Raw genomic sequence first — 23,167 nt, forward strand, 5'->3', positions numbered from 1 at the left:
AGATCGTCCCCTTTGTTAAAGGGTAGCCACCTCAGCCCACTCATCATCGGTGAGCAGCTTGTTAAGGTCAACCACGATGGTCAGCTCACCATCACGACTGGCCACCCCCTGAATGTACTTGGAGCTTTCATCATTGCCGACGTTCGGGGCAGGCTCCACATCACGGGCCGCCAGCTCGATGACCTCGGCCACACTGTCCACCATGATACCCACCACCTGCCCCCCCACCTCGATGATGACGATCCTGGAGGCATCATCCGAGTCCTTGTCCATAAGCCCCATGCGCCGACGGGCATCAATGACCGTCACCACATTGCCCCGCAGGTTGATGATGCCCAGCACGTAGTGGGGGGCTCCGGGGACCGGCGCAATCTCCGTCACCCGCAGCACCTCCTGCACCTGCATGACGTTGATGGCATAGGTCTCCTCCGCAAGACGGAATGTGACGTATTGAGTGGCAGATGCCGCCTGGGATTCTTTTGCCATGAACTGAAACCTCTTTTCGGGCCGGATGCATCATGTCATGCCGGCGATGATCTTAATATTGGAATTCAAGACGCAGAGGATACCCTCAGCCCCAAGTCCCCTTTTCCAGACTCCGGGCCAGATAGTCCGCATCCAGTATGGCGCACAGATGTTTGATCACCGTGCCGGACAGCCAGGGTCGCTTGCCGCTGGGCGAGCGCCAGCGTACCAGCTCGGGGGACAGGGTCAGGGTTTCCTCCACCCGGTCACAGACCAACCCCCATCGCCCCTCGTCAATGAGGATCAAATTGCCGGGAGGCGGTCTGTTCGCCAGACGATCCGGCGGCAATACGTGGGGGCTGATATCCACCACTTTCACCTTGCGGCCATGATGCTCCGTCAGTCCCAGAAACAGGGAACTGTGGCCGGGCATGGGGGTGATCTCCCTGGGCATGGTCATGATGCCGGTCAGTTTCACCAGTGGAATCGCCAACGTCACACCGCCCAGCCGGAACAGCAGACACTGAAAGGGCTTTTGCGCCCATGCCGGAGGGCAATCCTGCGCAGGCGCCGGAGGTGCGGGAGGTGCCGCGATCGGCACGGGTTTGATCGGGGTGACAATGGCCCGCACGGGCGCAGGTTTCACGGGCGCAGGCGGCGGTGCAGACCCTGACGGCAGCGGGGTGACTTCAGCGATTTCCTGCAGCAAGTCATCCAGATAGGCGGTCAGGGCCTGGGGCTCATCCACCACCGTAACCCGGGGCTTGGAATCCTCCGGCCTGTCATCCCGGTGATTCATGATGCGGCCCTGCGGCGAAAGTCATGCTGTCCCAACAAGGAATCCAGCAGGCGTGCATAAGCCTCGGTCCCGCGGGCATCCGGCAGCATGATGGGCAGAGGCATGCCGGCGATGGCCGCCTCCCTGAATTTGGTATCCACCGTGATCACCCCCTGCCAGAGACAGTCACTGTAATTGTCACGCAACTCCCATAGGGCCTGGGTAGATGCGCGGGTACGGCGGTCAAACAGGGTGGGTACCACCACGTACTCCAATGCATCCTTGCGCGAGCGCTGGATCATTTTCAATGTCTGCAGCATGCGGTCAAGCCCGCGAATGGCCAGGTATTCCGTCTGCACGGGGATGAGCAGCTTGCTACAGGCAGCCAGTGCATTCACCATCAACACCCCCAGCATGGGAGGGCAGTCCAGCAGGACGTATTCAAACCGCCCCTGCAGCCCCTGAATCGCCCGTTTGATGACCAGGCCCATCCCCTCCCGGGTTCCCAACTGACGATCCAGCGTGGCCTGGGCCGTCGATGCGGGCAGGATGTACAAGTGATCGAAGCGGGTGGCGCGTACCGCCCCGCTTGCCTGGATCGGCCTGCCTTCCGCAGCCTGATGAAACAGGCTGTAGACGCCGCCGGTGGCCCCTTCCGGATCGCCGCCGAAATAGGCGGTCAGTGAACCGTGGGGATCCAGGTCCACCAGCAGGGTCTCATGCCCCCTGGCCGCCAGCAGCCCGCCCAGGGACACCGTGGTGGTGGTCTTACCCACGCCCCCCTTCTGATTGGCGACAGCCCATATCACGGTCATGGCTGATCCTCCATATTCCGTCGTCCCTGGTTTAACAGTATCTGGATATCCTCGCGCAGCATCTCCGGCGGCGCACCTTCACCGGTACCGGGACGACGGCCGGCCAACACCACGATGTTGACGCGACGATTCTGCAGGCGCCCCTCCGGCGTCACATTGTCGGCCTTGGGGCGATATTCACCGAACCCGATGGCCGCCATCTGCTCCGGATCCACCCCGTTGCGGGCAAAGAGGTTGACGACGGTGGCGGCCCGCCCGGAGGAAAGCTCCCAGTTGGAAGGATAGACCGGCGTACTGATGGGTATATTGTCGGTATGGCCTTCCACATGGATCCGTGCGGGGAACTGGGCCAGGATCGCGGCCAGCCTCTCCAGCACGGGCACCGCTTGCGCTGCCAGCTCGGCACTGCCGCTGGAAAACAGGATACTGGTGTTGATCTGCACCTCGATCCACAACCGATCCCGCCCCACCTCAATCAGCCCCGCCTCGATCAATGGGGCCATGGCCACCTCGATCTGGTCCGCCATGGCATTGATACCCTCGATGGCCACCGACAGCCCCTCCAGATCCATGTCCACCAGGATCTCCTCCAGGCTGCGCGTCATCCGTTCCATTTCCATGGGAGAGGTAATGGGCGGAGGCTCCACCGCGGAGGGGCGAGGCGACCTGGTCAGATCACCGACCTGAATGGGCTCGATGGTTCTGGGGGTTGCCCTGAAGGCCTCCACCAGGGATTCCGAAAGAATCCGGTACTTGCCTTCATTGAGTGATGAGATCGCGTACATCACCACGAAAAAGGCCAGCAGCAGGGTCATGAGATCCGCATAGGGGATCGCCCAGGCCTCGTGGTTGACATGCTCCTCGTGTTTTTTCCGACGTCTTGACATGACAGGCTTCCAGCAACCCCCTCAAACCTGCGGCCATGGCGCCAAGGCCCGCCGGGTCAGTGCAGGTACCCCTGCAGTTTGGTCTCGATATTGCGCGGGTTCTCACCCTCGGCAATGGAAATGATCCCTTCGATGATCATCTCCCGATAGGCACTCTGATTCTGAATGATGGCCTTCAGCTTGTTGGACACGGGCAGGAAAAAAAGGTTGGCCGAGGCAATCCCGTAGATGGTGGCCACAAAAGCCGCCGCGATACCGGCCCCCAGGCGACTGGGGTCGGCCAGATTCTGCATCACCGCCATCAGACCCATCACCGCGCCGATGATGCCCATGGTCGGCGCGTAGACCCCCATGCTTTCGTAGACCTTGGCGGCCTGGGTGTGAAAATCTTCACGGGTATGACTATCCACCTCCAGGATCGTGCGGATTGTCTCAGGCTCCGTGCCGTCCACCAGCAACTGCAGACCCTTGCGGGCGAAGGCGTCCTCCTCGGTTTCCGCCAGAGACTCAAGCCCCAGCAGACCTTCCTTTCTGGCCACCTGACTCCAGCTGATGATCCGTTCGATGACGGCCTCGGGGTCGAGCCTGGGCGGCACAAAAGCCCAGGGCAGAATCTTCATGGCCTGCATGAACACCAGCGGACGCGCCTGAATCAGGGCCGCCGCAATCGTGCCGATCACCACGATCACGAACGCGGCCAAGTTCCACAGGGCCGCCAGTCCACTGCCCTTGGCAACGGTGCCGCCGAAAATGGCCACCAAGGCCAGCAGCACACCGATGAGCGTGAGAATATCCATGCTTCAGCACCCCTCGGCCAGCAATCTGCCGATCTGGGACAGGGGCAGGACACGATCCGCAAGCCCCGCATCCACCACGGCGGCCGGCATGCCGTACACTACGCAGCTCTCTTCGTCCTGGGCCCAGATCTTTGCGCCGCATCGCTTCAGGAGCCGTGCCCCCTCCCGGCCATCGGCGCCCATGCCGGTCATGATGATGGCCAAGGCATCGCCGCGGAAGGCCGCAGCGGCGGAATTGAAGGTGACATCCACGCTGGGGCGGTAATGTTGCTCGGGGGAACTGTCAGTGATCCTGACCCGGTGCTGCCCCCCACGGGCCTCCACCAGCATCTGTTTGCCACCGGGGGCCAGCAACGCCAGCCCCGGTGCCAGCACATCGCCATCGCCTGCTTCCTTGATCCGGATCCGACACAGCTGATCCAGGCGCTGGGCGAAGGCGGGGGTGAAGGTGCCCGGCATGTGCTGTACCAGCAGCAACGGCAGCGGAAAATGGGCGGGCAACTCGGCCAGCACTTTCTGCAGCGCCAGCGGCCCTCCCGTCGAGGTCCCGATGAGCACCACCCGAAAATCCCGCAATTGAATCGGGGTACGATCCGGGACACTTCGCGCCGATCGGGGTGTCGGCAAGCCGGCAGGCGACGTGACCGCCACGGGGCGACCTGACGGCGGTGCTGCAGCCCCCCCACGGGAACCCAATCCGGACGACACGGTAGCAGCGGGCGGCGGTGAGAAGCGTCGCCTTCCCACCGCCTTGACACGACGCCGGAGCACTTCCTTGGCTTGCTCCTGATCACGGGCGATGTCTTCGAATTTTTTGGGCAGGAAATCCACCGCGCCGGCCTCAAGGGCATCCAGGGTGGCCTTGGCGCCTTCCGTGGTGATGGAAGAAAACATCAGGATCGGCACAGGATTGCGGGCCATGATGCGCCTCACCGCAGTGATACCGTCCATCACCGGCATCTCGATATCCATGGTGATCACGTCAGGACTGAGACTGGCGGCCTGGTCCACTGCCTCCTGGCCGTTACTCGCGGTCCCCACCACCTCAATGGACGGATCGGCATTCAGGATTTCCACGATGCGACGCCGGAAGAATCCGGAATCGTCCACCACCAGAACGCGAACCGCCATCAAATCTCTCCGTCTTTTCCAGGTCATGGGCCCCGCATCCGGATCGTTCGGGATGATGCGGGGACAGGTCAGATCAGTGCCTTCTGGCGTAATTCTTCAGAAGTCCAGGCACATCAAGGATCAGCGCTATACCCCCATCACCGGTGATGGTTGCACCTGCCAGTCCGGGGACTCCGTGCAGCATATTGCCCAGGGGCTTGATAACCACTTCTTCCTGCCCGATCAGGCTGTCCACCACAAAGCCCACCCGTTGATTGCCGCTGAACACCACTACCACATGTCCCATCCCCCGATATTCATCGGTACTGCCGGAAACAAGCCACCGCCGCAGATAGTAAAGCGGCAGGGAGCGGTTACGAACCATGATAACCTCCTGATCATCCACACGGTTCGTTCGCGACAGGTCCAGGTCGAAGATTTCACTGACATTGGCCAGCGGCAACGCGAAACGCTGTCGGCCCAGCACCACCATCAAGGTCGGCAGAATGGCCAGGGTCAAGGGCAGGCGAATACTCAGGATGCTGCCCTTGCCCAGTTCGGAAGTGACATCCACCCGTCCATTGAGCTGGGCAATCCGGGTCTTCACCACATCCATACCGACGCCGCGACCGGATACGTCGGAAATCTCCGTCTTGGTGGAAAAGCCCGCCCTGAAAATGAGATTGAAGGCGTCGTTATCCGAAAGACGCGAAGCCGCATCCTCATCCATCAAGCCTTTTTCCACTGCCTTTTTGCGCAGCACATCCGGATCCATGCCCTTGCCGTCATCGGAGATGGTCAGCAGGATATGGTCGCCCTCCTGGGCGGCTGACAGGACCACATGGCCGACACGCGGTTTGCCGGCGGCCAAGCGCTCCTCCGGTGACTCGATACCGTGATCCACGGCATTTCGCACCAGGTGCACCAGGGGATCGGCCAGGGCCTCCACCAGGTTTTTGTCAAGGTCGGTATCTTCCCCCCACAGCTCCAGATTGACCTCCTTTTTGAGACTTCGGGCCAGATCCCGGACCACCCGGGGAAAGCGCCCGAACACCTTCTTGATCGGCTGCATCCGGGTCTTCATCACGGCCGCCTGAAGATCCGCCGTGACCACGTCCAGATTGGTCACGGCCTTGGATACCTGTTCATCCCGCATGCGTGAGCGCAAGGTCGCCAGGCGGTTGCGCACCAGCACCAGCTCCCCCACCAGATTCATGATGTCATCCAGACGTTTGGTATCCACACGAACCGATGTATCGGCCAAGGGAGTGGACTTGGCCGCCTTCTCCACGCCGCCGGCTACCGGTGCCGCCGACGATGTTGCTGCCGGCACATTCGGCTGGGCGGTTTTAGGTCCCTCCCCCTTGCCGTGAAGGCTGTCCAGCAGGCTTTCGAATTCATCATCGGAGATGGTATCGCCTGCCCCAGGGGGGGATGCCTGGGCGGAAGCCGCGGACTCCGGCTTTCTACCCTGCAGTTCGTCCAGCAGCTGGTCAAATTCTTCATCGCTGATGGCGTCGCCATCAGCCTGAGCCTTTCCCGCGGAGACAGGCGGTGGAACCGCAGACGTCATGCTCTCCGGTTTCGGGCCGCCGTTTTGCTTTTGATCCTGAAGGGCATCCAGCAAAGCCTCGAACTCGTCATCCGTGATATCCCCCCGAAGCTCCCCCTGAGCCGGCACGGACCGCGGCGACACGGGTGTCGGCACCGGAGGCGGCGGCGGTGCCTCCCCCTGGGGCAGGGTCAGGGGTTCCAGGGCCGCCATCAGGTGATCCGGCGCAGGGGCCGGCATCTCGCCGGAGCGCACCTCATCAAACATCCGGTTCAACACGTCTACCACCTGAAGGATGGTATCCATCAGGTTGCTGTCCACATGACGCTGCCCCTGGCGCAGCAGGTTGAACACGTCTTCGGCCCGGTGGCAGATCTTGACCAGGTTTTCCAGATTCAGGAACCCGGCCCCACCCTTGATGGTGTGGAAACTGCGAAAGACCGAATTGAGCAGATCTTTATCGTCGGGGGTCTGTTCCAGCTGAACCAACTGCTCACTGAGGCCCTCCAGCAATTCGCCGGCCTCAACCAGAAAGTCCTGAAGGATTTCGTCGTCGGTATCCAGACTCATGTCCGTCTCTCACGCCCAGTGCAATCGCACCCTGATATTCCGGTTTGGCGGCCGGACCGGCGAAATCTGAAACAGGCCGACGTCCCGGTGACAGGACAAGTTTTAAAATCCAAGGCTGGACAACAAGTCATCCACATCATCCTGGCTTTTTACCACGTCGCCCTGATCCGACGTCCCCTTGACCGCAGGGCCGGCCGGCTCGGTCCCCGCGCCCCTGTCCTTGCCTTCCGGCGTGGACAGACGCTTACCGGAGATACGCACCAGCCCCACCAGGCTGTCTTCCAGATCCTGCACCAAGGTCATGACGCGGCGGATGACCTGCCCCGTCAGATCCTGGAAGTCCTGAGCCATGAGCACTTCCGAAAGCTGACTGCGCAGCGTTTCGGCATCCCGTTCCGTATCCTCCAGAAACTCGGCCAGGGCTTGGCTCACTGAGCGGAACTCGTCCACGGACATTTCCCGCTGGCGAAAACGAGCCCAGTCAGCCCGCAATGCCTGCGCCCGGTTTGCCAACATTTCCGAGACCGGTAATGCCGCCTCAACGGCGTTCAGGGTGCGATGGGCGGCCTGGTCAGTCATGGCGACCACGTAGTTGAGACGTTCCTTGGCATCCGGAATATCCTGATGGGTCAGTTCGGAGAGACGGGAATCCAGGCGGAAACTGTTCAAGGCCTCGTGCAGGTCCCGGGTCAGCTTGCCCAGTTCCTGGAACAGCAGACTCTCGTGCATGCGCCCCATCTCTTCGATGAGTCGCCCAGCCCCTTCTTCATTGCCGGATTCCATGAGCTTGACCAATTCCCGGGCGCGTTCCAGTTGCTGCTGCTTGAACAGGGCCTCTTTGCTGTCTTCCTGGTTCTCCATGACGTTGTTCACCCTTTTTCCTGCAGTCTCTCGAAGATCTTGTTGATCTTCTCCTTCAGGGTTTCCGCGGTGAAAGGCTTGACGATGTAGCCGCTGACACCGGCCTGAGCCGCTTCAACAATCTGCTCGCGCTTGGCCTCGGCCGTCACCATCAGGACGGGCATGTCCTTGAGCCGGGGATCGGCACGCACAGCCCTCAGCAGATCGATGCCGGGCATGCCGGGCATGTTCCAGTCGGTGACCAGGAAGTCATAGTTACCGTTCTGCAGCATGGGCAGTGCGGTACTGCCGTCATCAGCCTCAGCGGTATTGTTGTATCCAAGATCCCGCAGCAAGTTCTTGATAATGCGGCGCATCGTGGAAAAATCATCCACGATGAGGATCTTCATGTTCTTATCCACAATAACCTCCCGATTAAACACACACCGAAGACACGCCCTTGAGCGGGGTGTTCCGGCATTCTGAAATCAATTCTGCCGGCAAGAGGGCATCAGACCCGCTCACCGTCCGCCACCCACTCGACCATGCGGGCCCTGAGACGAACCAGCGCCTGACCGTGGATCTGGCAAACCCGGGACTCGCTGACGCCGAGCACTTCACCGATCTCGCGCAGGTTCAGCTCGTCATCATAATACAGAGAGAGGATCAAACGCTCTCGCTCAGGCAAAGTGTTGATATGCTCGGCCAGGGCTTTCTGAAAATCCGCCCGGGTGACGGACTCCAATGGAGTCGGCCCCAGGCCCGGGAGGAAGTTGTCCACATCCCCATCCCCCTCGCACAGGTCATCAAAACCCAGCACGCGGCTACCGGCGGCATCCCGGAGCATGTCGTGGTAGGTTTCCAGATCCACCCCCAGGGTAGCGGCAATCTCTGGGCCGGTCGCCTCGCGCCCCGCCCGGTTTTCAATCTCCCGGATCACCTCGCTGATACGCCGGGCATTACGGTGCACGGACCGCGGCGTCCAGTCGCTCCGGCGGACCTCATCCAGCATGGCACCACGAATCCGGATGCCGGCATAGGTCTCAAAACTGGCCCCCTGGGAAGGGTCATAGTGACGGGCAGCCTCCAGCAGACCAATGACCCCGGACTGGATCAGGTCTTCCACCTGCACATTGGCAGGCAGGCGGGCGAGCAGATGGTAAGCGATTCGCTTAACCAAAGAGACATGCTCATCCACCAGTCGAGTATGGTCTGACTCTTTGCTGGCGTACATGGCTATGGCACTGATGTGACTGGCTCCAGGTCGTTTCGACCGCTGTTGATCAACCTTTCCACAAAAAACTCGATACCGCCACGGGTATTGCGGGGCATGGGCCACTGGTCGATGCGACCGGCAACCGCGCGAAAGGCACGGGCGGCGGGGCTGGAAGGATAGGCCTCCAGTACACTCTGCCGACGCTGAACCGCCTTGCGCAGCAGGTCATCATGGGGGATGGCGCCGACGTAATCGAGGATCACGTCCTCCAGAAAACGGTCACAGACCGACACCAGCTTGCGAAACAGGACCCTGCCCTCATCCTCATTGTCGTTGCGGACCATGTTGGCAAGGATGCGAAAACGCGTCAGGCCATGATCCCGGTAAAGCACCTTGATCAGGGCGTAGGCATCCGTGATGGAAGCCGGCTCATCGCACACCACCACCAGCACCTCCTGGGCGGCCCGGCAAAAACTGGTGACGCTGTCATGGAGGCCGGCGGCAGTATCCACCACCAGCACATCCAGGGGATGAGACAACTCGCTGAAGGCACGAATGATACCGATATGCTGCGCCGGTTCCAGATCCGCCATGCGGGCGATACCCGAAGCAGCCGGCACGATCAGCATGCCCGCCGGACCTTCAAGCAGCACCTCGTCCAAGGTGTATTCGCCGTTGAGCACATGGTAGAGGTTGGCCTTGGGCTGCAATCCCAGCAAGACATCCACGTTGGCCAGCCCCAGATCGGCATCGAGCAGCATGACGCGCTTACCGCTCTGGGCCATGGCGGCGGACAGGTTCACCGACACATTGGTCTTGCCCACACCACCCTTGCCGCTGGACACTGCCAGGACACGCACCGGAGCGACCGCATCGACCGGTGAGGAAAGTCGGGCCGCCTGAGAATTACTGACTGGAGGCATGGACGTACCTGGCGTTGGGCTGGTTGATGGGCTCACGGAACATGGGAGAAACCACCTGGGCCTGACGGGTATCCCCACGCTCGCCACCGGCATCCGCCATCCTGGCGGCGGTGGCCACCAGCCGGGCGCCACGGGCCGGACGCAGATCATCGGGTATGCGCTGACCTTCGCTGACGAACGTCAGCGGCAGGCCGGCACTGATCAGGGTCGACAGGGCCTCACCCAGTGAAGCGGCTTCATCCACCTTGGTCAGTACGCACCCCTCCGGCTGCAATCGGGCAAAGGACTTCACGGTCTCCATCATCACGGCTTTCTGCACATTGGCCGCCATCACCAGCAGGGTCCTGGCAGAAGGCACCGACGTCAGGGACTCCAACTCGCCAAGCAGTTTCATGTCCCGTTGATTGGTGCCTGCCGTATCAATGATGACCAGGCGCTTGGATTTCAACCCCTCTAGCATATCTCCCAGCTGACGTGCTGTCTGCGCCAGATAGACGGGAACCTCAAGGATCTGACCAAAGGTCTGCAACTGTCGATGAGCGCCGATGCGATAGGCATCCGTGGTGATCAGCGCCACGGAATCATGGCCGTGCCTGAGGCTCTGCAAGGCGGCCAGCTTGGCCACCGTCGTGGTCTTGCCCACGCCGCTCGGTCCCACCAGGGTCATGATGCCAGCCTGATCCAGAATGCCATCGGGGGTCACCGCCAAACGCCCGGAAAGATGAGTCAAGGCCTCTTGCCAAGCCTCCGCAGGGTCATCGGGATGGCTGATTGCCATGGCGATCTCCTTGGCCAACTCCGGCTCCAGTCCCATGCGCTGCAGTCTGGCCACCACGCCGGCCCGTCCCGGATCTCGGCGCATGAACTCCTGCCCCGCCAGGCTGGCGAGCTGGTCCTGCAGCATGGCCCGCAGCCCTTGAATCTCCTTCTGCATGGCCAGGAGGGTCGGTTCCTGGGACCACTCAATATTGGCGACCTTCTTGGCCCTCGCCGGTTTCGAGGGGGCAGGCTCCGAGGCCGGGGGCGAGGTCGGCGGCGGCTCTACCACCGGCGTCATCAGGGCATGCAACCCCTCCTCCGCCCACACATCATCACGGCGGGCGCGCAGCGACGGAAACTCCCCTGACGAAACACGGACCCCGGCATCGGCCTTGAGGGACACTGCCGCTTCAGGCTCGGGCATCCCGGGGTCGGCCGCGGATTCCATTCCGGTGTCCGGTGCCCTGGAACGAAGCCGTACGTCAGGGGATATCGGCCGGCCGGCGGTGGATGTCGAGGCCCTGGAAACCGGCTCGCCCGCCTGGGTGGCCATCTCCAGTACCGCTTCCTCGTCGTAATCCATGGCAGCGATCAGTTCGATGCCACCCTCCACGCTGCGGCTGGAAAGGATCACCGCATCCGGTCCCTGATTTTCTCGCACCAAGCGAATGGCCTGGCGCATATCCGGTGCAAAATAGCGTTTTATCTTCATGACGGTAACCCGTTATCCCCGTTGCACTGGCTGGTCAAAGCGCTGCACACGTGCCTGAAAACACCTTATGCCTGTTCGAACTGCGTCACCCCACCTCCCTACCTACGGTGGCAACCACCCGGATCTGCTTGCTATCCGGAATCTCCGTGTAGGCCAAGACATGGAGCCCACGCACGGCTGAACGCAGCCAGCGGGACATCCAGGGGCGGATATCCGGCGACACCACCAGCACGGAAGGTTCGCCCGACATCTCCTGACGCTGGGAGGCCTCGGCAATGGAACGCTGCAGGCGTTCGGCCAGTCCCGGTTCGATTCCAAGTCCGGCACCACTGCCTCCCTGCGAGGACTTTTGCAATATCTGTTCCAACGCGGGATCAATGGCCAGCAAAGGCAGCTCTGAAGCGGTTCCCACGATATTCTGGACAATGGCGCGTGACAGGGAGATCCGTACCGCAGCCGTCAGTGCGTCAGGATCCTGACTCTTGGCACCGTGCTCCGCCAAGGTTTCGGCGATGGAGCGCATGTCCCGCACCGGGATCTGCTCCGCCAGCAGGTTCTGCATCACCTTGAGCACCACCCCCAGCGCCAGGGTCTTGGGCACCAGATTTTCCACCAGCTTGGGCGAATGCTTGGCCAGGGTATCCAGCAGATGCTGAACCTCCTCGTGGCCCAGCAGTTCATGGGCGTGGTCGCGCAGAATCTGGGACAGATGGGTGGCAATCACGGTCCCTGCATCCACCACGGTATAGCCCAGTCCCTGGGCCTCTTCCCGCTGCGCCGGATCAATCCAGAGTGCGTCCAGACCGAAGGTCGGATCCTTGGTAGGGGTGCCCTTCACCTGCCCGAAGACCTGGCCGGGGTTGATGGCCAGTTCCCGGTCCGGAAATACCTCACCCTCCCCCGTGGTCACGCCCATCAGGGTGAGCCGATAGTGATTCGGCCCCAGGTCAAGATTGTCACGGATGTGCACCGGCTGGATCAGGAAGCCCAACTCCTGGGACAGCTTGCGACGCACGCCCTTGATCCGGGCCATCAGCTGCCCCCCCTGGGAACGGTCCACCAGCGGAATCAGACGATACCCCACCTCCAGGCCCACCAGATCCACCGGCGGCACGTCATCCCAGGTGAGTTCCTTCATCTCCGGACTGGTGGGGGGCGGCGCCTCATCCTCCAGTGCCCTGGTGATTGCCGCGTCATCGGCGGCGCGCTGCTGGCTGATCAGATAGGCCGTGGCCCCCATCAGGGCGCCCAGGCTCAGAAATACCACGTTGGGCATGCCGGGGACCAATCCCAGAGAGCCCACGATCCCTCCCGCCACATAGAGGGCGCGAGGCGAACCGAACAGCTGCTTGACGACCTGCTGCCCCATGTCCTGAGCCGTCGACACCCGGGTGACGATAATAGCCGTGGCGGAAGACAGCACCAGGGAGGGGATCTGGGCCACCAGACCATCGCCGATGGTCAGCAGCACGTAGTTGGTGGCCGCATCCCCCACGCTCATGCCGTGCTGCAGCGTGCCGATCACCAGACCGCCGATGATGTTGATGAACAGGATCAGGATGCCGGCGATGGCATCCCCCCGCACAAACTTGCTGGCACCATCCATGGAACCGTAGAAATCGGCCTCCTGGGCCACTTCTTCCCGGCGCTTGCGGGCGTCGTCCTGGGAGATCAGCCCGGAGTTGAGATCGGCATCGATGGCCATCTGCTTGCCGGGCATGGCATCCAGGGTGAAGCGGGCACTGACTTCGGAAACCCGGCCGGCGCCCTTGGTCACCACGACGAAATTGATGATCACGAGGATGGCAAACACCACCAGACCCACGGCATAGTTACCGCCCACCACGAAATCGCCGAAGGCCTGGATCACGTTGCCCGCGGCATCCGTGCCGGTATGCCCTTCCAGCAGGATGACCCGGGTGGAGGCCACGTTCAGGGCCAGGCGCAGCAGGGTGGCCACCAGCAGCACCGTGGGGAACACCGCGAACTCCAGTGGGCGCGGGGTATACACCGCCACCAGGATCACCACCAGGGACAGGGCAATATTGAAGGTGAACAGCAGGTCCAGGGCCAGCGGCGGCAACGGGATGACCATCATGGCCAGCAACGCCATCAGCAGCAACGGCGCCCCCAGACCCATGCGGTTCACATTCTTCAGACTGTCTGCAAAGCTCGCCATTTATGCATTCTCCGCAGGCGGCACATCACGTTTGAGAAATTCATCGGGCACCGGCAGATCGGTGGGTGGTGTCGGCACCACCCCGCCTTCGCGCAGCGCGTTACGGAGCTGATAGACATAGGCCAGCACCTGGGCCACGGCCACATAAAGTCCGGCCGGAATCTCCTGTTCCAGGCGGGTGCTATGGAACAGAGCCCGGGCCAAAGGCGGCGCCGACAGAATGGTGACGCCGGATTGCCTGGCCACCTCCCGGATCTCTCCCGCCACCAGATCCGCCCCCTTGGCCACCACCCGGGGCGCCCCACCCTTTTGCTGGTCATACTTCAAGGCCACCGCAAAGTGGGTGGGGTTGGTCACCACCACATCAGCCTTGGGTACCTCGGCCATCATGCGACGCCGGGAGACCTCGTACTGGAGCTGGCGGACCCTGCTCTTGACCTCCGGCTTGCCTTCGGTCTCCTTGAATTCGTCCTTGATTTCCTGCTTGGTCATGCGCAGCTGGCGCTGGTGATTCCAGAGCTGAAAGGGCACGTCGATCATGACCACCAGGATCAAGGACACGCTCAGGGCGACGAAAGTCCAGGCAATCATGTAACCGGCACTGACCACCCCCGGCACCATCTCCTGCCCCCCCAGCCCCAGCAGACGGTCGGAAAACTGCCAGAGGATGCCCATCGCCACCACCGAGATCAGGGAAAACTTGGCCAGGGTCTTGGCCAGTTCCATCAGCCCCTGCGGTCCGAAGATGCGCTTGAGCCCCTTGATGGGGCTGAGCTTGTCCGGCTTGGGCTCAAGTCCCTTGAGACGGAAACGTCCCCCACCCATGACCACCGGCCCGGTGACGGCCGCAATCACCAGAACCAGGAACAGGGGGGCCAGGATCATCAGCCCCTCGCCGATCCGGGCATGCAGCGCCGTCAGCATGAAGGACGGATCAAAGATACGGTCCCGGTCGATGATCAGGCTGTTGCGCATCAATGCCTGAATATGGTTGAGGAACACCCCGCCGAACAGCAGCAGCGTGGTGGAGCCGGTGAGCAGCACCAAGGTGGTATTGAGTTCCTTGGAACTGGCGACCTGCCCCTTGTCCTGGGCATCCCGCAGACGTTTGGGGGTCGGTTGTTCTGTTTTCTCCTGTGAGGATTCATTCTCGGCCATGGCCTAACCTCCCAAGATACGCTGGATGAGTCCGAATCCGGCCATGGCCAGATCACGGATACGGGGCTCCAGGGTGGGCAGATTGAGCATGATGAGCACAAAACCCAGCATGATCATCATGGGAAAGCCCACCGCGAAGATATTGAGCTGGGGCGAGGCCCGAGTGATCACGCCCATGGACAGGTTCACCATCAGCATGGCCGCCACGATGGGCATCCCCACCAGCAGGGCCCCCACGTACATGGCGGAACCGAAGCTTGCCACCCCCCAGAAATCCACCCGGGTCAGCCCTTCGACGCCGATGGGCATGAGGTAAAAGCTCTGCAACAGCATGTCCAGCAGCGCGATGTGGCCGTTCATGGCCAGAAAGATCAGCGTCCCCATGATCACGAAGAACTGGGACACCACCGGCACCTGGACCCCCATCGCAGGGTCCACCATGGAGGCGTATCCCAGCCCCATGGACAGGGCGATGGATTCGCCGGCCATGGTCAGGGCGCTGAACACCATTTGCAGGATGAAACCCATGGTCACACCGATCAGTACCTGCTGAACGGTGACCACCAGCCCCTCCATGCTCAAAGGCTGCACGGCAGGGGGCTCCGGCAGCATGGGCGCAATCAGCAGGGCAAGGACCATGGCAAACACCAGGCGCACCCGCAACGGCACCGTCCCCGCACCGAAGATCGGCGCCGCCAACAGCATCGCGCTGATGCGCACGAACGGCCACACGAAGGCAGTGACCAGGGCGATGAGTTCGGTGTCGGTAAAGCTGAACATGGGGCGGTGACTCCTAGCCGATCAACCCGGGGATGCTCTCGTAGAGCCGCAGGCAGTAGTCCACCAGCAGATCCAGCATCCAGTTCCCGGCGATCACCAGGGCCGCAAACATGCCAAGCAGCTTGGGAATGAAGGACAGGGTCATTTCCTGAATGGAAGTGGCCGCCTGGATCATGCCGATGAATAGACCAATGGCCAGGGCGGTCAGCAGGACCGGCGCAGCAATCAGCACGATGACCCACACGGCCTGCTGCCCCACTTCCACTACGGTATCCGGCGTCATCGGCGTGCTCCCCGCGGTTCAGACAATGAAACTGGTGGCCAGGGTACTCATGATCATCGCCCAACCATCCACCAGCACGAACAGCATGATTTTGAAAGGCAAGGAAATGATCAGGGGTGACAACATCATCATACCCATGGACATGAGCACGCTGGCCACCACCAGATCGATGATCAGAAAAGGGATCAGGATCAGAAAACCGATCTGGAAGGCCGTCTTCAGCTCACTGGTGATGAACGAGGGCACCAGAACGGAAAAGGGCACATCCTCGGGACTCTCGAAGCTGTCGTGCCCGGCAATACGGGCAAACATGGCGATGTCCGTCTCCCGGGTCTGCTCCAGCATGAAATCCCGCAGCGGCACCCAGGCTCGCCGAACCATGTCCTCCTGGCTGATCTCCTCAGCCATGAAAGGCTGGATCGCCTCCTCGTTCACCGCTTGAAAAACCGGTGCCATGATGAAAAAGGTCAGAAACAGAGCCAGACCGATCAGGATCTGGTTAGAAGGCGTCTGAGTGGTGCCGATCCCCTGGCGCAGAATCCCCAGCACGATGATGATCCGGGTAAAGGAAGTCAGCATGATGAGCGCTGCAGGCAGCAGGCTCATCACGGTCATGAGGATCAGGATCTGCAGTGTGACCGAGTAGGTCTGGGTGCCACCGGGGTCCGTATCCACCGACAGCAGCGGGATACCTGCCTGGGCCAGCGCCTGTCCCGCCGGCAACAGCAGCAACAGCGCCAAGGACAACAGCGCGAGCGGTCTCATGACGCCCCCCCCTGCCGGCCCATGGCATGACGCAGGCGTTCCGCAAACGCACCGGCATTCTTCTCCGACACAACACGCTCCCCGGGTCGGATCGGCTCATCAAGGACGTGCAGGGTCTGCACCCGGCCCGGCGCGACACCCAGCAGCAACTGGGTCTTGCCCACCTGAACCAACACCATGCGTTCCCGGGCACCCAGGGACACGGCCCCCAGCACCCGCAGTTCTCCGGACACCCCGCTGTGCATGCCACCCATGCGCCGCATCATGAAACCCAGCACCAGGATGGCAACGATCACCAGGATCAGGCCGACAACCATCTGCCCCAGATAGGCCGCACCATCCCCGGTGATGCCCAATCCAGACGTGCCGCTGCCGGATTCCCCTGCCGACACCACCAGCGGCATGAGCAGAAGCAGCATCGTACCCATCAAAGGCTTGAGCACGGACATGGTACGCCTCACTTGAGCTTGCGAACCCGTTCGGCCGGGCTGATCACGTCGGTGAGGCGAATGCCGAACTTCTCGTTCACCACCACCACTTCGCCATGGGCCACCAGGGTACCGTTGACCATCACGTCCAGAGGTTCCCCGGCCAGACGGTCCAGTTCCACCACGGAACCCTGGTTGAGCTGAAGTAGATTGCGGATGGGAATTCTGGTACGCCCGATCTCCATGGAGATGGTCACCGGCACATCCAGGATCACCCCCAGGTTGACCTCGGCCCCCCCTTCAGCCCCTCGCCCGGCAACGGCTTCGGCCGCCAGATCATCGAACTCCATTTTGGGCGTGGGATCCTTCCAGGCACTGCCCTTCGTGCCTCCCGTTCCGGCATCACCGGTCACGGTTTCGCCATCGTCGGCCGTCCCGCTCCCGATCTTGTCACCACCGCCGCTTCCCGGCGCCTGCTGCTCCGCCTCGGCCTGTTCGGCCAGAGCAGCAGCCCAGATATCCTCTTCTTCGGCTTCGGGCTTGTTGTCCAGATCTTTGTCACTCATGGAGGCAGTCCTCACTTGGGTCATTCACTGAGCCGGATCGGCCCGGTAATCTTGATGGCGTTGAAACCGTCAGAAGTACCAAACTTGCCCCGGAATACGGGGATACCCTCGGCCCTGACGGTGACCTCTTGGGGGATTTCCACCGGAATGATGTCACCGGGCTTGAGATTGATCATTTCGGCAACGGTGAGCTCGGTTTCCGTCAACTTGGCGCTGAGTTCCACCTGGACCAGCTTGAGCTCCTCGCGCAGCGCCTTGACCCACCGATCATCCACATCCGCCCGGTCGCTCTGCAGCCCCGTATCCAGCTGTTCACGAATGGGCTCGATCATGGAATACGGCATGGTCACATGCAGTTCCCCGCCGCCGCCGTCCAGTTCCACATGGAAGGTACAGACCACCACCACCTCGGTGGGGCTGACGATATTGGCAAACTGAGGGTTGACCTCGGAACGGTTGTATTCGAAATCCAGCTCCATCACCGGCGCCCAGGCCTTTTTGAGATCCGTGAAGGACTGGTTCAGCAACATGCGTATCACCCGCAATTCCGTCGGGGTGAACTCTCGCCCCTCGATCTTGGCGTGGTAACGGCCATCCCCACCGAAGAAGTTGTCCACCAGGATGAACACCAGCTTGGGATCAAGCACGAACAAGGCGGTACCGCGCAACGGCCGCACCCGGACCATATTGAGGCTGGTGGGTACATACAGGGAGTGCACGTATTCTCCGAACTTCATCATCTTGACCCCGCCCACGGAGATTTCCGCCGAGCGTCGCAGGAGTTCGAACAGGCCGATCCGCATGTACCGGGCAAAACGCTCGTTGATCATCTCCAGGGTGGGCATGCGCCCCCGGACAATGCGATCCTGGGTGGTTAGGTCATACCCCCTGGCCACACCGTCATGAGCCAGGAGCTGGTCCCCAGTCTCCACCGCACCGCTGTCCACCCCGTGCAACAGGGCATCAATTTCGTCCTGGGAAAGAAGATCACTGGTGGCCATCACGTTGCCTCACTGCATCACAAGACTGTTGAAGTACACCGCTTCCACCTGGGTGAGTTCCCCTCGCGTCTCCAGCACATTGATCACCTCGGCAAGCACCTCGGCACGTGCCAGTTCCTTGCCTTCCTGGGTAATCAGGTCTTCATAGGTCTTGTTGCCGATGAGCATCATCAGGTTGTTGCGGATAACCGGCATGTGGCGAGTCACGCCATCCAGCACGGCCTGATCCCGCGCCATGAGGACGATACCCACCTGAACAAAGCGAATCCGTCCCGAGCCCTGGAAATTGACCACCAGCGGGGGATCCAGGGGCAGATAGATCGCCGGCCGCTCCGGCTCAGGACGTTCCTCACCCGGTTCACCGCTCCCCAGCAGGTACCAGGCAATCCCGCCACCCGCACCGGCAGCCACCAACGTGGTCAGCAGGACGATGAGTATCAGTTTCCAAAGACCGCCCTTGCCCTTGGCGGGCTTGGCAGCTGCTGCAGCGGTTTTTTCAGGTTTTTTGGCCATGCCTGCTTGGGCCTCCGTTTTTTATGGAATAAAGCAACACCTATGCCAAGCGAGAACAGAATAAAAAAATCAATAAAATCAAACTGCTGAATTCGAAAGAAATCAGAGAGTGACGGATTATTGACGATCATTCACATTCGCAGGGCGGCGGGCCGATGCAGCCCGACACAAAGGCAAGGCGTAAGGAGAGGGGATTATACGGTGGGCAGACACTGGACGCCGCCCCGGATTCGGGCAACGTCAAAGGGCAGAAGGGCCTCCGACCGGGACCGGCCGGAGAGGGTGATCAGGCATAGGCATCCAGCAGGATGGCACCATCCCGCTCATCGGGATCCATCGAGACGACCTCGGCGGCAGTCTGATCGGACCCATCGCGGTCTTCGGGGCGCGTTCCGACCGACTCCTGGGCGGGTCCTCCCTGACCGCCGGTATCCCGGCCGGAAACATCCACGTCTCCCAACAGGACCCCGCTCTCGGAAAACATCTCCCGCAGCCGTGGCATGGCCGCGTCCAGTGCCTCGCGCGCCTGAGGGTGATGGGCCAGGAACTGAATATTGGCACGATCCCCTTCCATGGAGATGCGCACCTCCAGCGGCCCCAGGTGGGGCGGATTCAATCTCAGTTCTGCCCCCTGCATGTTCTGGTTCACCATCCACAGGACACGGCTACCCACCGCCTGCCCCCAGTTGGGCCGCGTCATCGGCACGTCCAGGTCCAGAGCGCGCAGCGGGGAGTTCGGCACCAGGGACTGGGCCTGAACCTGGCCGGCAGGTACCGTCTCTGCGGCCATGGGCGTCAGTGGGGCGGCGGAATCGCGACCGACCCCTGCGGCATCGGCCCCCAGTCGAACGACCAAGGCATGCAATGCCTGGGGCATGACTGGATTCCCCTCCGCCTGTGCCGACCCCGTACCCTGCCCGTGCAGCACCTGATTCAACGCCGCCGTCAGCGCCGTGAGCCCCCCCCCGTCCAGGCGGCGTTCCGCACCGGGATTAAGCGATTCACCGGCAACCCCCGGCAATCCACGGCCTGTCTCGGCCAGTTGCTGCCATGTGATCAGCAGGGAGGCCAGCGCAGCATCGGCACCCTCCTGCTGTAGGTCTTCCAGAGTGAGGTCGGCTTGATCCATGAGCTGGGCCAGCCACTGGGGCATCAGTGCCATCGCCTCAGGATCCTGCTCCAGCAGGGCCTCCAGGGGCATGGTTCGCGCCGGATCCGGGTAACCGTCCGCCAGTAGTTGCAGCTGCCCCATCAAACTCGATTGAAAATCGCCACCCTGCCCAGGCAGAGAACCGGCAGGACTGCTCGAATCGCCCCCCAGGGCGGGCAATGTGCCCAGTGCAGAAAAGGGCATGAATGACATGTTCATGGCCAAACCCTCGGCTATGTCAGATGTGTCCTGAAAGACATACAAAAAACGCGCCGGAAATCACTCAAATCTCCGGTGCCGGCGCCCATTACGATCATCCTGTTCAGCCTGTTCACGGCGATCCGCAGCCCTGCGCTCTTCCTGCTGGAACTGTTCGACCACACGATTGAGGGCCTTGGTCTTGCCGCTGGCTTCCACCCAACGACCGCGGCTCATTTCCAGTTCATGCCTGGCCGCCGCCACCATTCGTGCCTGCTGCTCGATCGCCTCATTGAGACGGTGCAGGAACAGACGGTAATCCCTCACCGACACGCCGGTCATGCCCGCCCCGCTCTGGGATTCGAAACGCTGGGCATATTCATCGCGGTAGCTGCTCAGTTCCTCCAGGCGTGCCATGCGGTCTTCCAGGGCCTGCTGTGATTGACCCAGGCGCTGAGCAGCCAGTTGCTGGCGGTTATCCGCCACTTGCACCACCGGTTCCATGCGTTTGGATCGATTCATGATCTACCTCTTTGGTTACAGCCCATCAACGAACCAGCTGTCTGCCCCGGTCATCCCCACTGGATGGCGCCGGGGGCTCCATCAGTCCATCCAGTGCCTTCAGGCTGTCCTTGAAGCCCACCGATTGGTGCATGTCCTGCTGCAGGTACTGCTCCAGCCTGGGGTGCATGGCAACGGCCTCGTCCACCCGGGGATCGGAACCGCGCTGATAGGCACCCACGCTGATGAGATCCCGATTCTGCTGATAATGGGAATACAACTGTTTGAAGCGACGTGCCGCCTGGATGTGGCCGGGGTCCACAATCTCGTTCATGACCCGGGATACGGACGCCTCGATATCGATGGCCGGGTAACGCCCCGTGTCGGCAATCCGTCGCGAGAGGACCACATGGCCGTCAAGGATCGCTCGGGCGGCATCGGCTATGGGATCATTGGTGTCATCCCCTTCGGCCAGTACCGTATAGAACGCGGTGATGGAACCGCTGCCCTGATCCCCGTTTCCGGCCCGTTCCACCAGCTGGGGCAACTTGGCGAACACCGACGGCGTGTACCCCTTGGTCGCCGGGGGCTCACCGATGGCCAGGGAAATCTCCCGCTGGGCCTGGGCAAACCGGGTGAGGGAGTCCATCAGCAACAGTACATTATGGCCTTGGTCGCGGAAGTACTCGGCGATGCTGGTGGCCAGCATGGCGCCATGCAGACGCATCAGGGGAGGATGATCAGCCGGTACCGCCACCACCACGGCCCGGGCCATGCCCTCCGGCCCCAGAATGTTCTGGACGAATTCGTTCACTTCCCTGCCCCGCTCACCGATCAGGCCCACCACCGTGATATCCGCCGTGGTATAGCGGGTCATCATGCCCAGCAGCACACTCTTGCCCACACCACTGCCCGCGAACAGGCCCATGCGCTGGCCGCGACCCACGGTCAGAAGACCGTTGATGGCCCGGACCCCCACATCCAGGGGTTCGTGGATGGGACGCCGGGCCAAGGGGTTGATGCTGCGACCGTTGAGGGAGACATGATCATCGCATTGGGGTGCGGGACGACCATCCAGGGGCCGTCCGGAACCATCCAGGACCCGTCCCAGCAGGGCATCACCCACCAGAGTATCGCGGGCATGGCGGGTAGGAATCACCCGGGCGCCCGGCGTCAGGCCGCTGACATCCCCCACCGGCATGAGAAAAGTGCGCTCTGCGGAAAAACCCACCACTTCCGCCTCCACCTCGTGGCCGCCCGCACTGATGACCCGGCAACGCCCCCCAATGGAGATCTGACAACCTTCCGCCTCCAGCGTGAGCCCTACCATCCGGACCAGACGGCCCTCAGCGACAACCGTTTGCGACTTGGCGGCCCGAGTCCGATAACGGGCCAGTTTTTCCACCAATCGACCGGCACGGACTTCGGGACGGAGGGCTTCAGGCAAGTGACCGGCGTCAGACATCGTCTTGCACCCCCTCCTGATCGGTGCTGCGGGCGCCCCCCCAGACGGTCGCAATCACCGCGTTCAGACGGGATTCCAGGGTGGCATCCACCCGCGAGGTTTCGGTAATCACACGCACCCCGCCACGACTCAGGGTCGGGTCCTCGACAATGGACCAGGGACGCTCCAGACCATCCAGCCGCAGGGTTTCCCTGACCAGCTTGCTGTCTTCAGGATGCAGGTGCAGGTGCAACTTGCGTTCGGCATTGGGCAGGGTCTCCAGGGCCTCCCGCAGCACCGCCACGATCGCCCCGGGATCGGTCCTCAACTCACGCCGGACCAGTTGGCGGGCAACGGCCATGGCCAATTGCACCAGCTCATCCTCCACAACGGCGTCCAGCGCCGCGTAGGGTGTCTCAAGCCCCTGGATCAGCCGGTCCAGCAGCGCCAGGCGCGCTCTTACACCGGCCTCGGCGGATTTCAGGCCCTCGGCATGGCCCTGGGCAAAACCATCCTTGCGACCCTGCTCCAGTCCCAGGCTGCGCCCTTCCTCGCGCCCCGCCCGCAGACCTTCCTCATGGGCCTGACGCTCAATGTCCATGATGCGGTCAGCGGTGGGAAGGCTGGGGGCCGAGTCTGCCGGCGCGTCATCCTCCACCGATTCCAACGGCTCGTCATCCGCCTCCCGGGACAGCGTCGGCGCGTGGACATCGGGCACCTCCCAGCGTCGTGCCCCCGCCCCCTTTTCCGATGTGATAATGCGTTCAACCATTGACC

General features: G+C 62.0%; 25 protein-coding genes. All 25 read right to left on the minus strand.

Annotated features, from left to right (window positions below; all coding sequences use genetic code 11):
• Window positions 1-15 precede the first annotated feature (15 nt).
• The 25 genes from LQ956_RS12605 to LQ956_RS12725 all read right to left on the minus strand — a co-directional run bounded on the left by LQ956_RS12605 (window position 16) and on the right by LQ956_RS12725 (window position 23,162).
• Window positions 16-486 (minus strand): chemotaxis protein CheW, encoded by a 471-nt coding sequence (locus tag LQ956_RS12605; protein ID WP_238620836.1) that lies wholly within the window; start codon window positions 484-486, stop codon window positions 16-18.
• A gap of 85 nt (window positions 487-571) precedes the next feature.
• A complete protein-coding gene (locus LQ956_RS12610) occupies window positions 572-1,264 on the minus strand; it encodes a chemotaxis protein CheW (protein ID WP_238620837.1) in 693 nt (230 codons plus the stop codon).
• On the minus strand, window positions 1,261-2,058 hold the full coding sequence (locus tag LQ956_RS12615) for a ParA family protein (protein WP_238620839.1): 798 nt from the start codon (window positions 2,056-2,058) through the stop codon (window positions 1,261-1,263). The genes LQ956_RS12610 and LQ956_RS12615 overlap by 4 nt, the downstream gene beginning before the upstream one ends.
• Window positions 2,055-2,945, minus strand: a complete 891-nt coding sequence (motD, locus tag LQ956_RS12620) for a flagellar motor protein MotD (RefSeq protein WP_238630144.1) — start codon at window positions 2,943-2,945, stop codon at window positions 2,055-2,057. Before motD ends, LQ956_RS12615 begins: the two co-directional genes overlap by 4 nt.
• Window positions 2,946-3,001: 56 nt before the next feature.
• Window positions 3,002-3,742, minus strand: coding sequence for a flagellar motor protein (locus tag LQ956_RS12625; RefSeq protein ID WP_238630143.1), 741 nt, complete (start codon window positions 3,740-3,742; stop codon window positions 3,002-3,004).
• A gap of 3 nt (window positions 3,743-3,745) precedes the next feature.
• Window positions 3,746-4,873, minus strand: a complete 1,128-nt coding sequence (locus tag LQ956_RS12630; RefSeq protein WP_238620846.1) for a protein-glutamate methylesterase/protein-glutamine glutaminase — start codon at window positions 4,871-4,873, stop codon at window positions 3,746-3,748.
• 73 nt (window positions 4,874-4,946) lie between these two features.
• Window positions 4,947-6,974: a chemotaxis protein CheA gene (locus tag LQ956_RS12635; protein WP_238630142.1), complete on the minus strand. Its 2,028-nt coding sequence runs from the start codon at window positions 6,972-6,974 to the stop codon at window positions 4,947-4,949.
• Window positions 6,975-7,076: 102 nt separating this feature from the next.
• Window positions 7,077-7,835, minus strand: a complete 759-nt coding sequence (locus LQ956_RS12640; RefSeq protein WP_238620929.1) for a protein phosphatase CheZ — start codon at window positions 7,833-7,835, stop codon at window positions 7,077-7,079.
• Between the two features lie 8 nt (window positions 7,836-7,843).
• Window positions 7,844-8,224 (minus strand): chemotaxis response regulator CheY, encoded by a 381-nt coding sequence (gene cheY, locus LQ956_RS12645; protein WP_238630141.1) that lies wholly within the window; start codon window positions 8,222-8,224, stop codon window positions 7,844-7,846.
• Between the two features lie 101 nt (window positions 8,225-8,325).
• The gene (locus tag LQ956_RS12650; RefSeq protein WP_238620850.1) at window positions 8,326-9,048 is read right to left on the minus strand and encodes an RNA polymerase sigma factor FliA; all 723 of its coding nucleotides are present in this window, start codon (window positions 9,046-9,048) and stop codon (window positions 8,326-8,328) included.
• Window positions 9,049-9,050: 2 nt separating this feature from the next.
• Window positions 9,051-9,890 (minus strand): MinD/ParA family protein, encoded by an 840-nt coding sequence (locus LQ956_RS12655; protein ID WP_430733424.1) that lies wholly within the window; start codon window positions 9,888-9,890, stop codon window positions 9,051-9,053.
• 46 nt (window positions 9,891-9,936) lie between these two features.
• Complete coding sequence (gene flhF, locus LQ956_RS12660; RefSeq protein WP_238620854.1) at window positions 9,937-11,424, minus strand: flagellar biosynthesis GTPase FlhF; 1,488 nt, start codon at window positions 11,422-11,424, stop codon at window positions 9,937-9,939.
• A gap of 85 nt (window positions 11,425-11,509) precedes the next feature.
• On the minus strand, window positions 11,510-13,603 hold the full coding sequence (gene flhA / locus LQ956_RS12665) for a flagellar biosynthesis protein FlhA (RefSeq protein ID WP_238620855.1): 2,094 nt from the start codon (window positions 13,601-13,603) through the stop codon (window positions 11,510-11,512).
• Window positions 13,604-14,761: a flagellar biosynthesis protein FlhB gene (gene flhB / locus LQ956_RS12670; RefSeq protein WP_238630140.1), complete on the minus strand. Its 1,158-nt coding sequence runs from the start codon at window positions 14,759-14,761 to the stop codon at window positions 13,604-13,606.
• Window positions 14,762-14,764: 3 nt separating this feature from the next.
• On the minus strand, window positions 14,765-15,541 hold the full coding sequence (fliR, locus tag LQ956_RS12675) for a flagellar biosynthetic protein FliR (RefSeq protein ID WP_238620859.1): 777 nt from the start codon (window positions 15,539-15,541) through the stop codon (window positions 14,765-14,767).
• A gap of 13 nt (window positions 15,542-15,554) precedes the next feature.
• The gene (gene fliQ / locus LQ956_RS12680; RefSeq protein ID WP_238630139.1) at window positions 15,555-15,824 is read right to left on the minus strand and encodes a flagellar biosynthesis protein FliQ; all 270 of its coding nucleotides are present in this window, start codon (window positions 15,822-15,824) and stop codon (window positions 15,555-15,557) included.
• 18 nt (window positions 15,825-15,842) lie between these two features.
• The gene (gene fliP, locus LQ956_RS12685; RefSeq protein ID WP_238620865.1) at window positions 15,843-16,589 is read right to left on the minus strand and encodes a flagellar type III secretion system pore protein FliP; all 747 of its coding nucleotides are present in this window, start codon (window positions 16,587-16,589) and stop codon (window positions 15,843-15,845) included.
• Complete coding sequence (gene fliO / locus LQ956_RS12690) at window positions 16,586-17,038, minus strand: flagellar biosynthetic protein FliO (protein ID WP_238620867.1); 453 nt, start codon at window positions 17,036-17,038, stop codon at window positions 16,586-16,588. The genes fliP and fliO overlap by 4 nt, the downstream gene beginning before the upstream one ends.
• 8 nt (window positions 17,039-17,046) lie before the next feature.
• Complete coding sequence (gene fliN / locus LQ956_RS12695) at window positions 17,047-17,583, minus strand: flagellar motor switch protein FliN (protein ID WP_238620868.1); 537 nt, start codon at window positions 17,581-17,583, stop codon at window positions 17,047-17,049.
• A 20-nt stretch (window positions 17,584-17,603) separates the two neighbouring features.
• Window positions 17,604-18,584 carry a flagellar motor switch protein FliM gene (fliM, locus tag LQ956_RS12700; RefSeq protein WP_238620870.1) on the minus strand — a complete coding sequence of 327 codons (981 nt, stop codon included), beginning with the start codon at window positions 18,582-18,584 and terminating at the stop codon, window positions 17,604-17,606.
• Window positions 18,585-18,593: 9 nt separating this feature from the next.
• The gene (locus LQ956_RS12705; protein ID WP_238620872.1) at window positions 18,594-19,097 is read right to left on the minus strand and encodes a flagellar basal body-associated FliL family protein; all 504 of its coding nucleotides are present in this window, start codon (window positions 19,095-19,097) and stop codon (window positions 18,594-18,596) included.
• Between the two features lie 286 nt (window positions 19,098-19,383).
• Window positions 19,384-20,466: a flagellar hook-length control protein FliK gene (locus LQ956_RS12710; protein ID WP_238630138.1), complete on the minus strand. Its 1,083-nt coding sequence runs from the start codon at window positions 20,464-20,466 to the stop codon at window positions 19,384-19,386.
• Between the two features lie 60 nt (window positions 20,467-20,526).
• Window positions 20,527-20,967, minus strand: a complete 441-nt coding sequence (gene fliJ / locus LQ956_RS12715; RefSeq protein ID WP_238620878.1) for a flagellar export protein FliJ — start codon at window positions 20,965-20,967, stop codon at window positions 20,527-20,529.
• A 25-nt stretch (window positions 20,968-20,992) separates the two neighbouring features.
• Window positions 20,993-22,411, minus strand: coding sequence for a flagellar protein export ATPase FliI (fliI, locus tag LQ956_RS12720; protein WP_238620879.1), 1,419 nt, complete (start codon window positions 22,409-22,411; stop codon window positions 20,993-20,995).
• Window positions 22,404-23,162 carry a flagellar assembly protein FliH gene (locus LQ956_RS12725; protein ID WP_238620881.1) on the minus strand — a complete coding sequence of 253 codons (759 nt, stop codon included), beginning with the start codon at window positions 23,160-23,162 and terminating at the stop codon, window positions 22,404-22,406. The genes fliI and LQ956_RS12725 overlap by 8 nt, the downstream gene beginning before the upstream one ends.
• Window positions 23,163-23,167 lie beyond the last annotated feature (5 nt).

This window comes from Ectothiorhodospira lacustris (assembly GCF_022227845.1).
GTDB classification, from domain to species: Bacteria; Pseudomonadota; Gammaproteobacteria; order Ectothiorhodospirales; family Ectothiorhodospiraceae; genus Ectothiorhodospira; species Ectothiorhodospira lacustris.

What these genes read in the sequence shown, in the direction of transcription:
- LQ956_RS12625 (WP_238630143.1), bottom strand. Translation starts at nt 3,742, where the DNA reads ATGGATATTCTCACGCTCATCGGTGTGCTGCTGGCCTTGGTGGCCATT.
- LQ956_RS12640 (WP_238620929.1), bottom strand. Translation starts at nt 7,835, where the DNA reads ATGGAGAACCAGGAAGACAGCAAAGAGGCCCTGTTCAAGCAGCAGCAA.
- cheY (WP_238630141.1), bottom strand. Translation starts at nt 8,224, where the DNA reads ATGAAGATCCTCATCGTGGATGATTTTTCCACGATGCGCCGCATTATC.
- LQ956_RS12615 (WP_238620839.1), bottom strand. Translation starts at nt 2,058, where the DNA reads ATGACCGTGATATGGGCTGTCGCCAATCAGAAGGGGGGCGTGGGTAAG.
- motD (WP_238630144.1), bottom strand. Translation starts at nt 2,945, where the DNA reads ATGTCAAGACGTCGGAAAAAACACGAGGAGCATGTCAACCACGAGGCC.
- LQ956_RS12605 (WP_238620836.1), bottom strand. Translation starts at nt 486, where the DNA reads ATGGCAAAAGAATCCCAGGCGGCATCTGCCACTCAATACGTCACATTC.
- fliI (WP_238620879.1), bottom strand. Translation starts at nt 22,411, where the DNA reads ATGTCTGACGCCGGTCACTTGCCTGAAGCCCTCCGTCCCGAAGTCCGT.
- fliM (WP_238620870.1), bottom strand. Translation starts at nt 18,584, where the DNA reads ATGGCCACCAGTGATCTTCTTTCCCAGGACGAAATTGATGCCCTGTTG.
- flhB (WP_238630140.1), bottom strand. Translation starts at nt 14,761, where the DNA reads ATGGCCGAGAATGAATCCTCACAGGAGAAAACAGAACAACCGACCCCC.
- flhA (WP_238620855.1), bottom strand. Translation starts at nt 13,603, where the DNA reads ATGGCGAGCTTTGCAGACAGTCTGAAGAATGTGAACCGCATGGGTCTG.
- LQ956_RS12630 (WP_238620846.1), bottom strand. Translation starts at nt 4,873, where the DNA reads ATGGCGGTTCGCGTTCTGGTGGTGGACGATTCCGGATTCTTCCGGCGT.
- flhF (WP_238620854.1), bottom strand. Translation starts at nt 11,424, where the DNA reads ATGAAGATAAAACGCTATTTTGCACCGGATATGCGCCAGGCCATTCGC.
- fliR (WP_238620859.1), bottom strand. Translation starts at nt 15,541, where the DNA reads ATGTTCAGCTTTACCGACACCGAACTCATCGCCCTGGTCACTGCCTTC.
- LQ956_RS12725 (WP_238620881.1), bottom strand. Translation starts at nt 23,162, where the DNA reads ATGGTTGAACGCATTATCACATCGGAAAAGGGGGCGGGGGCACGACGC.
- LQ956_RS12705 (WP_238620872.1), bottom strand. Translation starts at nt 19,097, where the DNA reads ATGGCCAAAAAACCTGAAAAAACCGCTGCAGCAGCTGCCAAGCCCGCC.
- LQ956_RS12650 (WP_238620850.1), bottom strand. Translation starts at nt 9,048, where the DNA reads ATGTACGCCAGCAAAGAGTCAGACCATACTCGACTGGTGGATGAGCAT.
- fliJ (WP_238620878.1), bottom strand. Translation starts at nt 20,967, where the DNA reads ATGAATCGATCCAAACGCATGGAACCGGTGGTGCAAGTGGCGGATAAC.
- fliN (WP_238620868.1), bottom strand. Translation starts at nt 17,583, where the DNA reads ATGAGTGACAAAGATCTGGACAACAAGCCCGAAGCCGAAGAAGAGGAT.
- LQ956_RS12635 (WP_238630142.1), bottom strand. Translation starts at nt 6,974, where the DNA reads ATGAGTCTGGATACCGACGACGAAATCCTTCAGGACTTTCTGGTTGAG.
- LQ956_RS12610 (WP_238620837.1), bottom strand. Translation starts at nt 1,264, where the DNA reads ATGAATCACCGGGATGACAGGCCGGAGGATTCCAAGCCCCGGGTTACG.
- fliQ (WP_238630139.1), bottom strand. Translation starts at nt 15,824, where the DNA reads ATGACGCCGGATACCGTAGTGGAAGTGGGGCAGCAGGCCGTGTGGGTC.
- fliO (WP_238620867.1), bottom strand. Translation starts at nt 17,038, where the DNA reads ATGTCCGTGCTCAAGCCTTTGATGGGTACGATGCTGCTTCTGCTCATG.
- fliP (WP_238620865.1), bottom strand. Translation starts at nt 16,589, where the DNA reads ATGAGACCGCTCGCGCTGTTGTCCTTGGCGCTGTTGCTGCTGTTGCCG.
- LQ956_RS12710 (WP_238630138.1), bottom strand. Translation starts at nt 20,466, where the DNA reads ATGAACATGTCATTCATGCCCTTTTCTGCACTGGGCACATTGCCCGCC.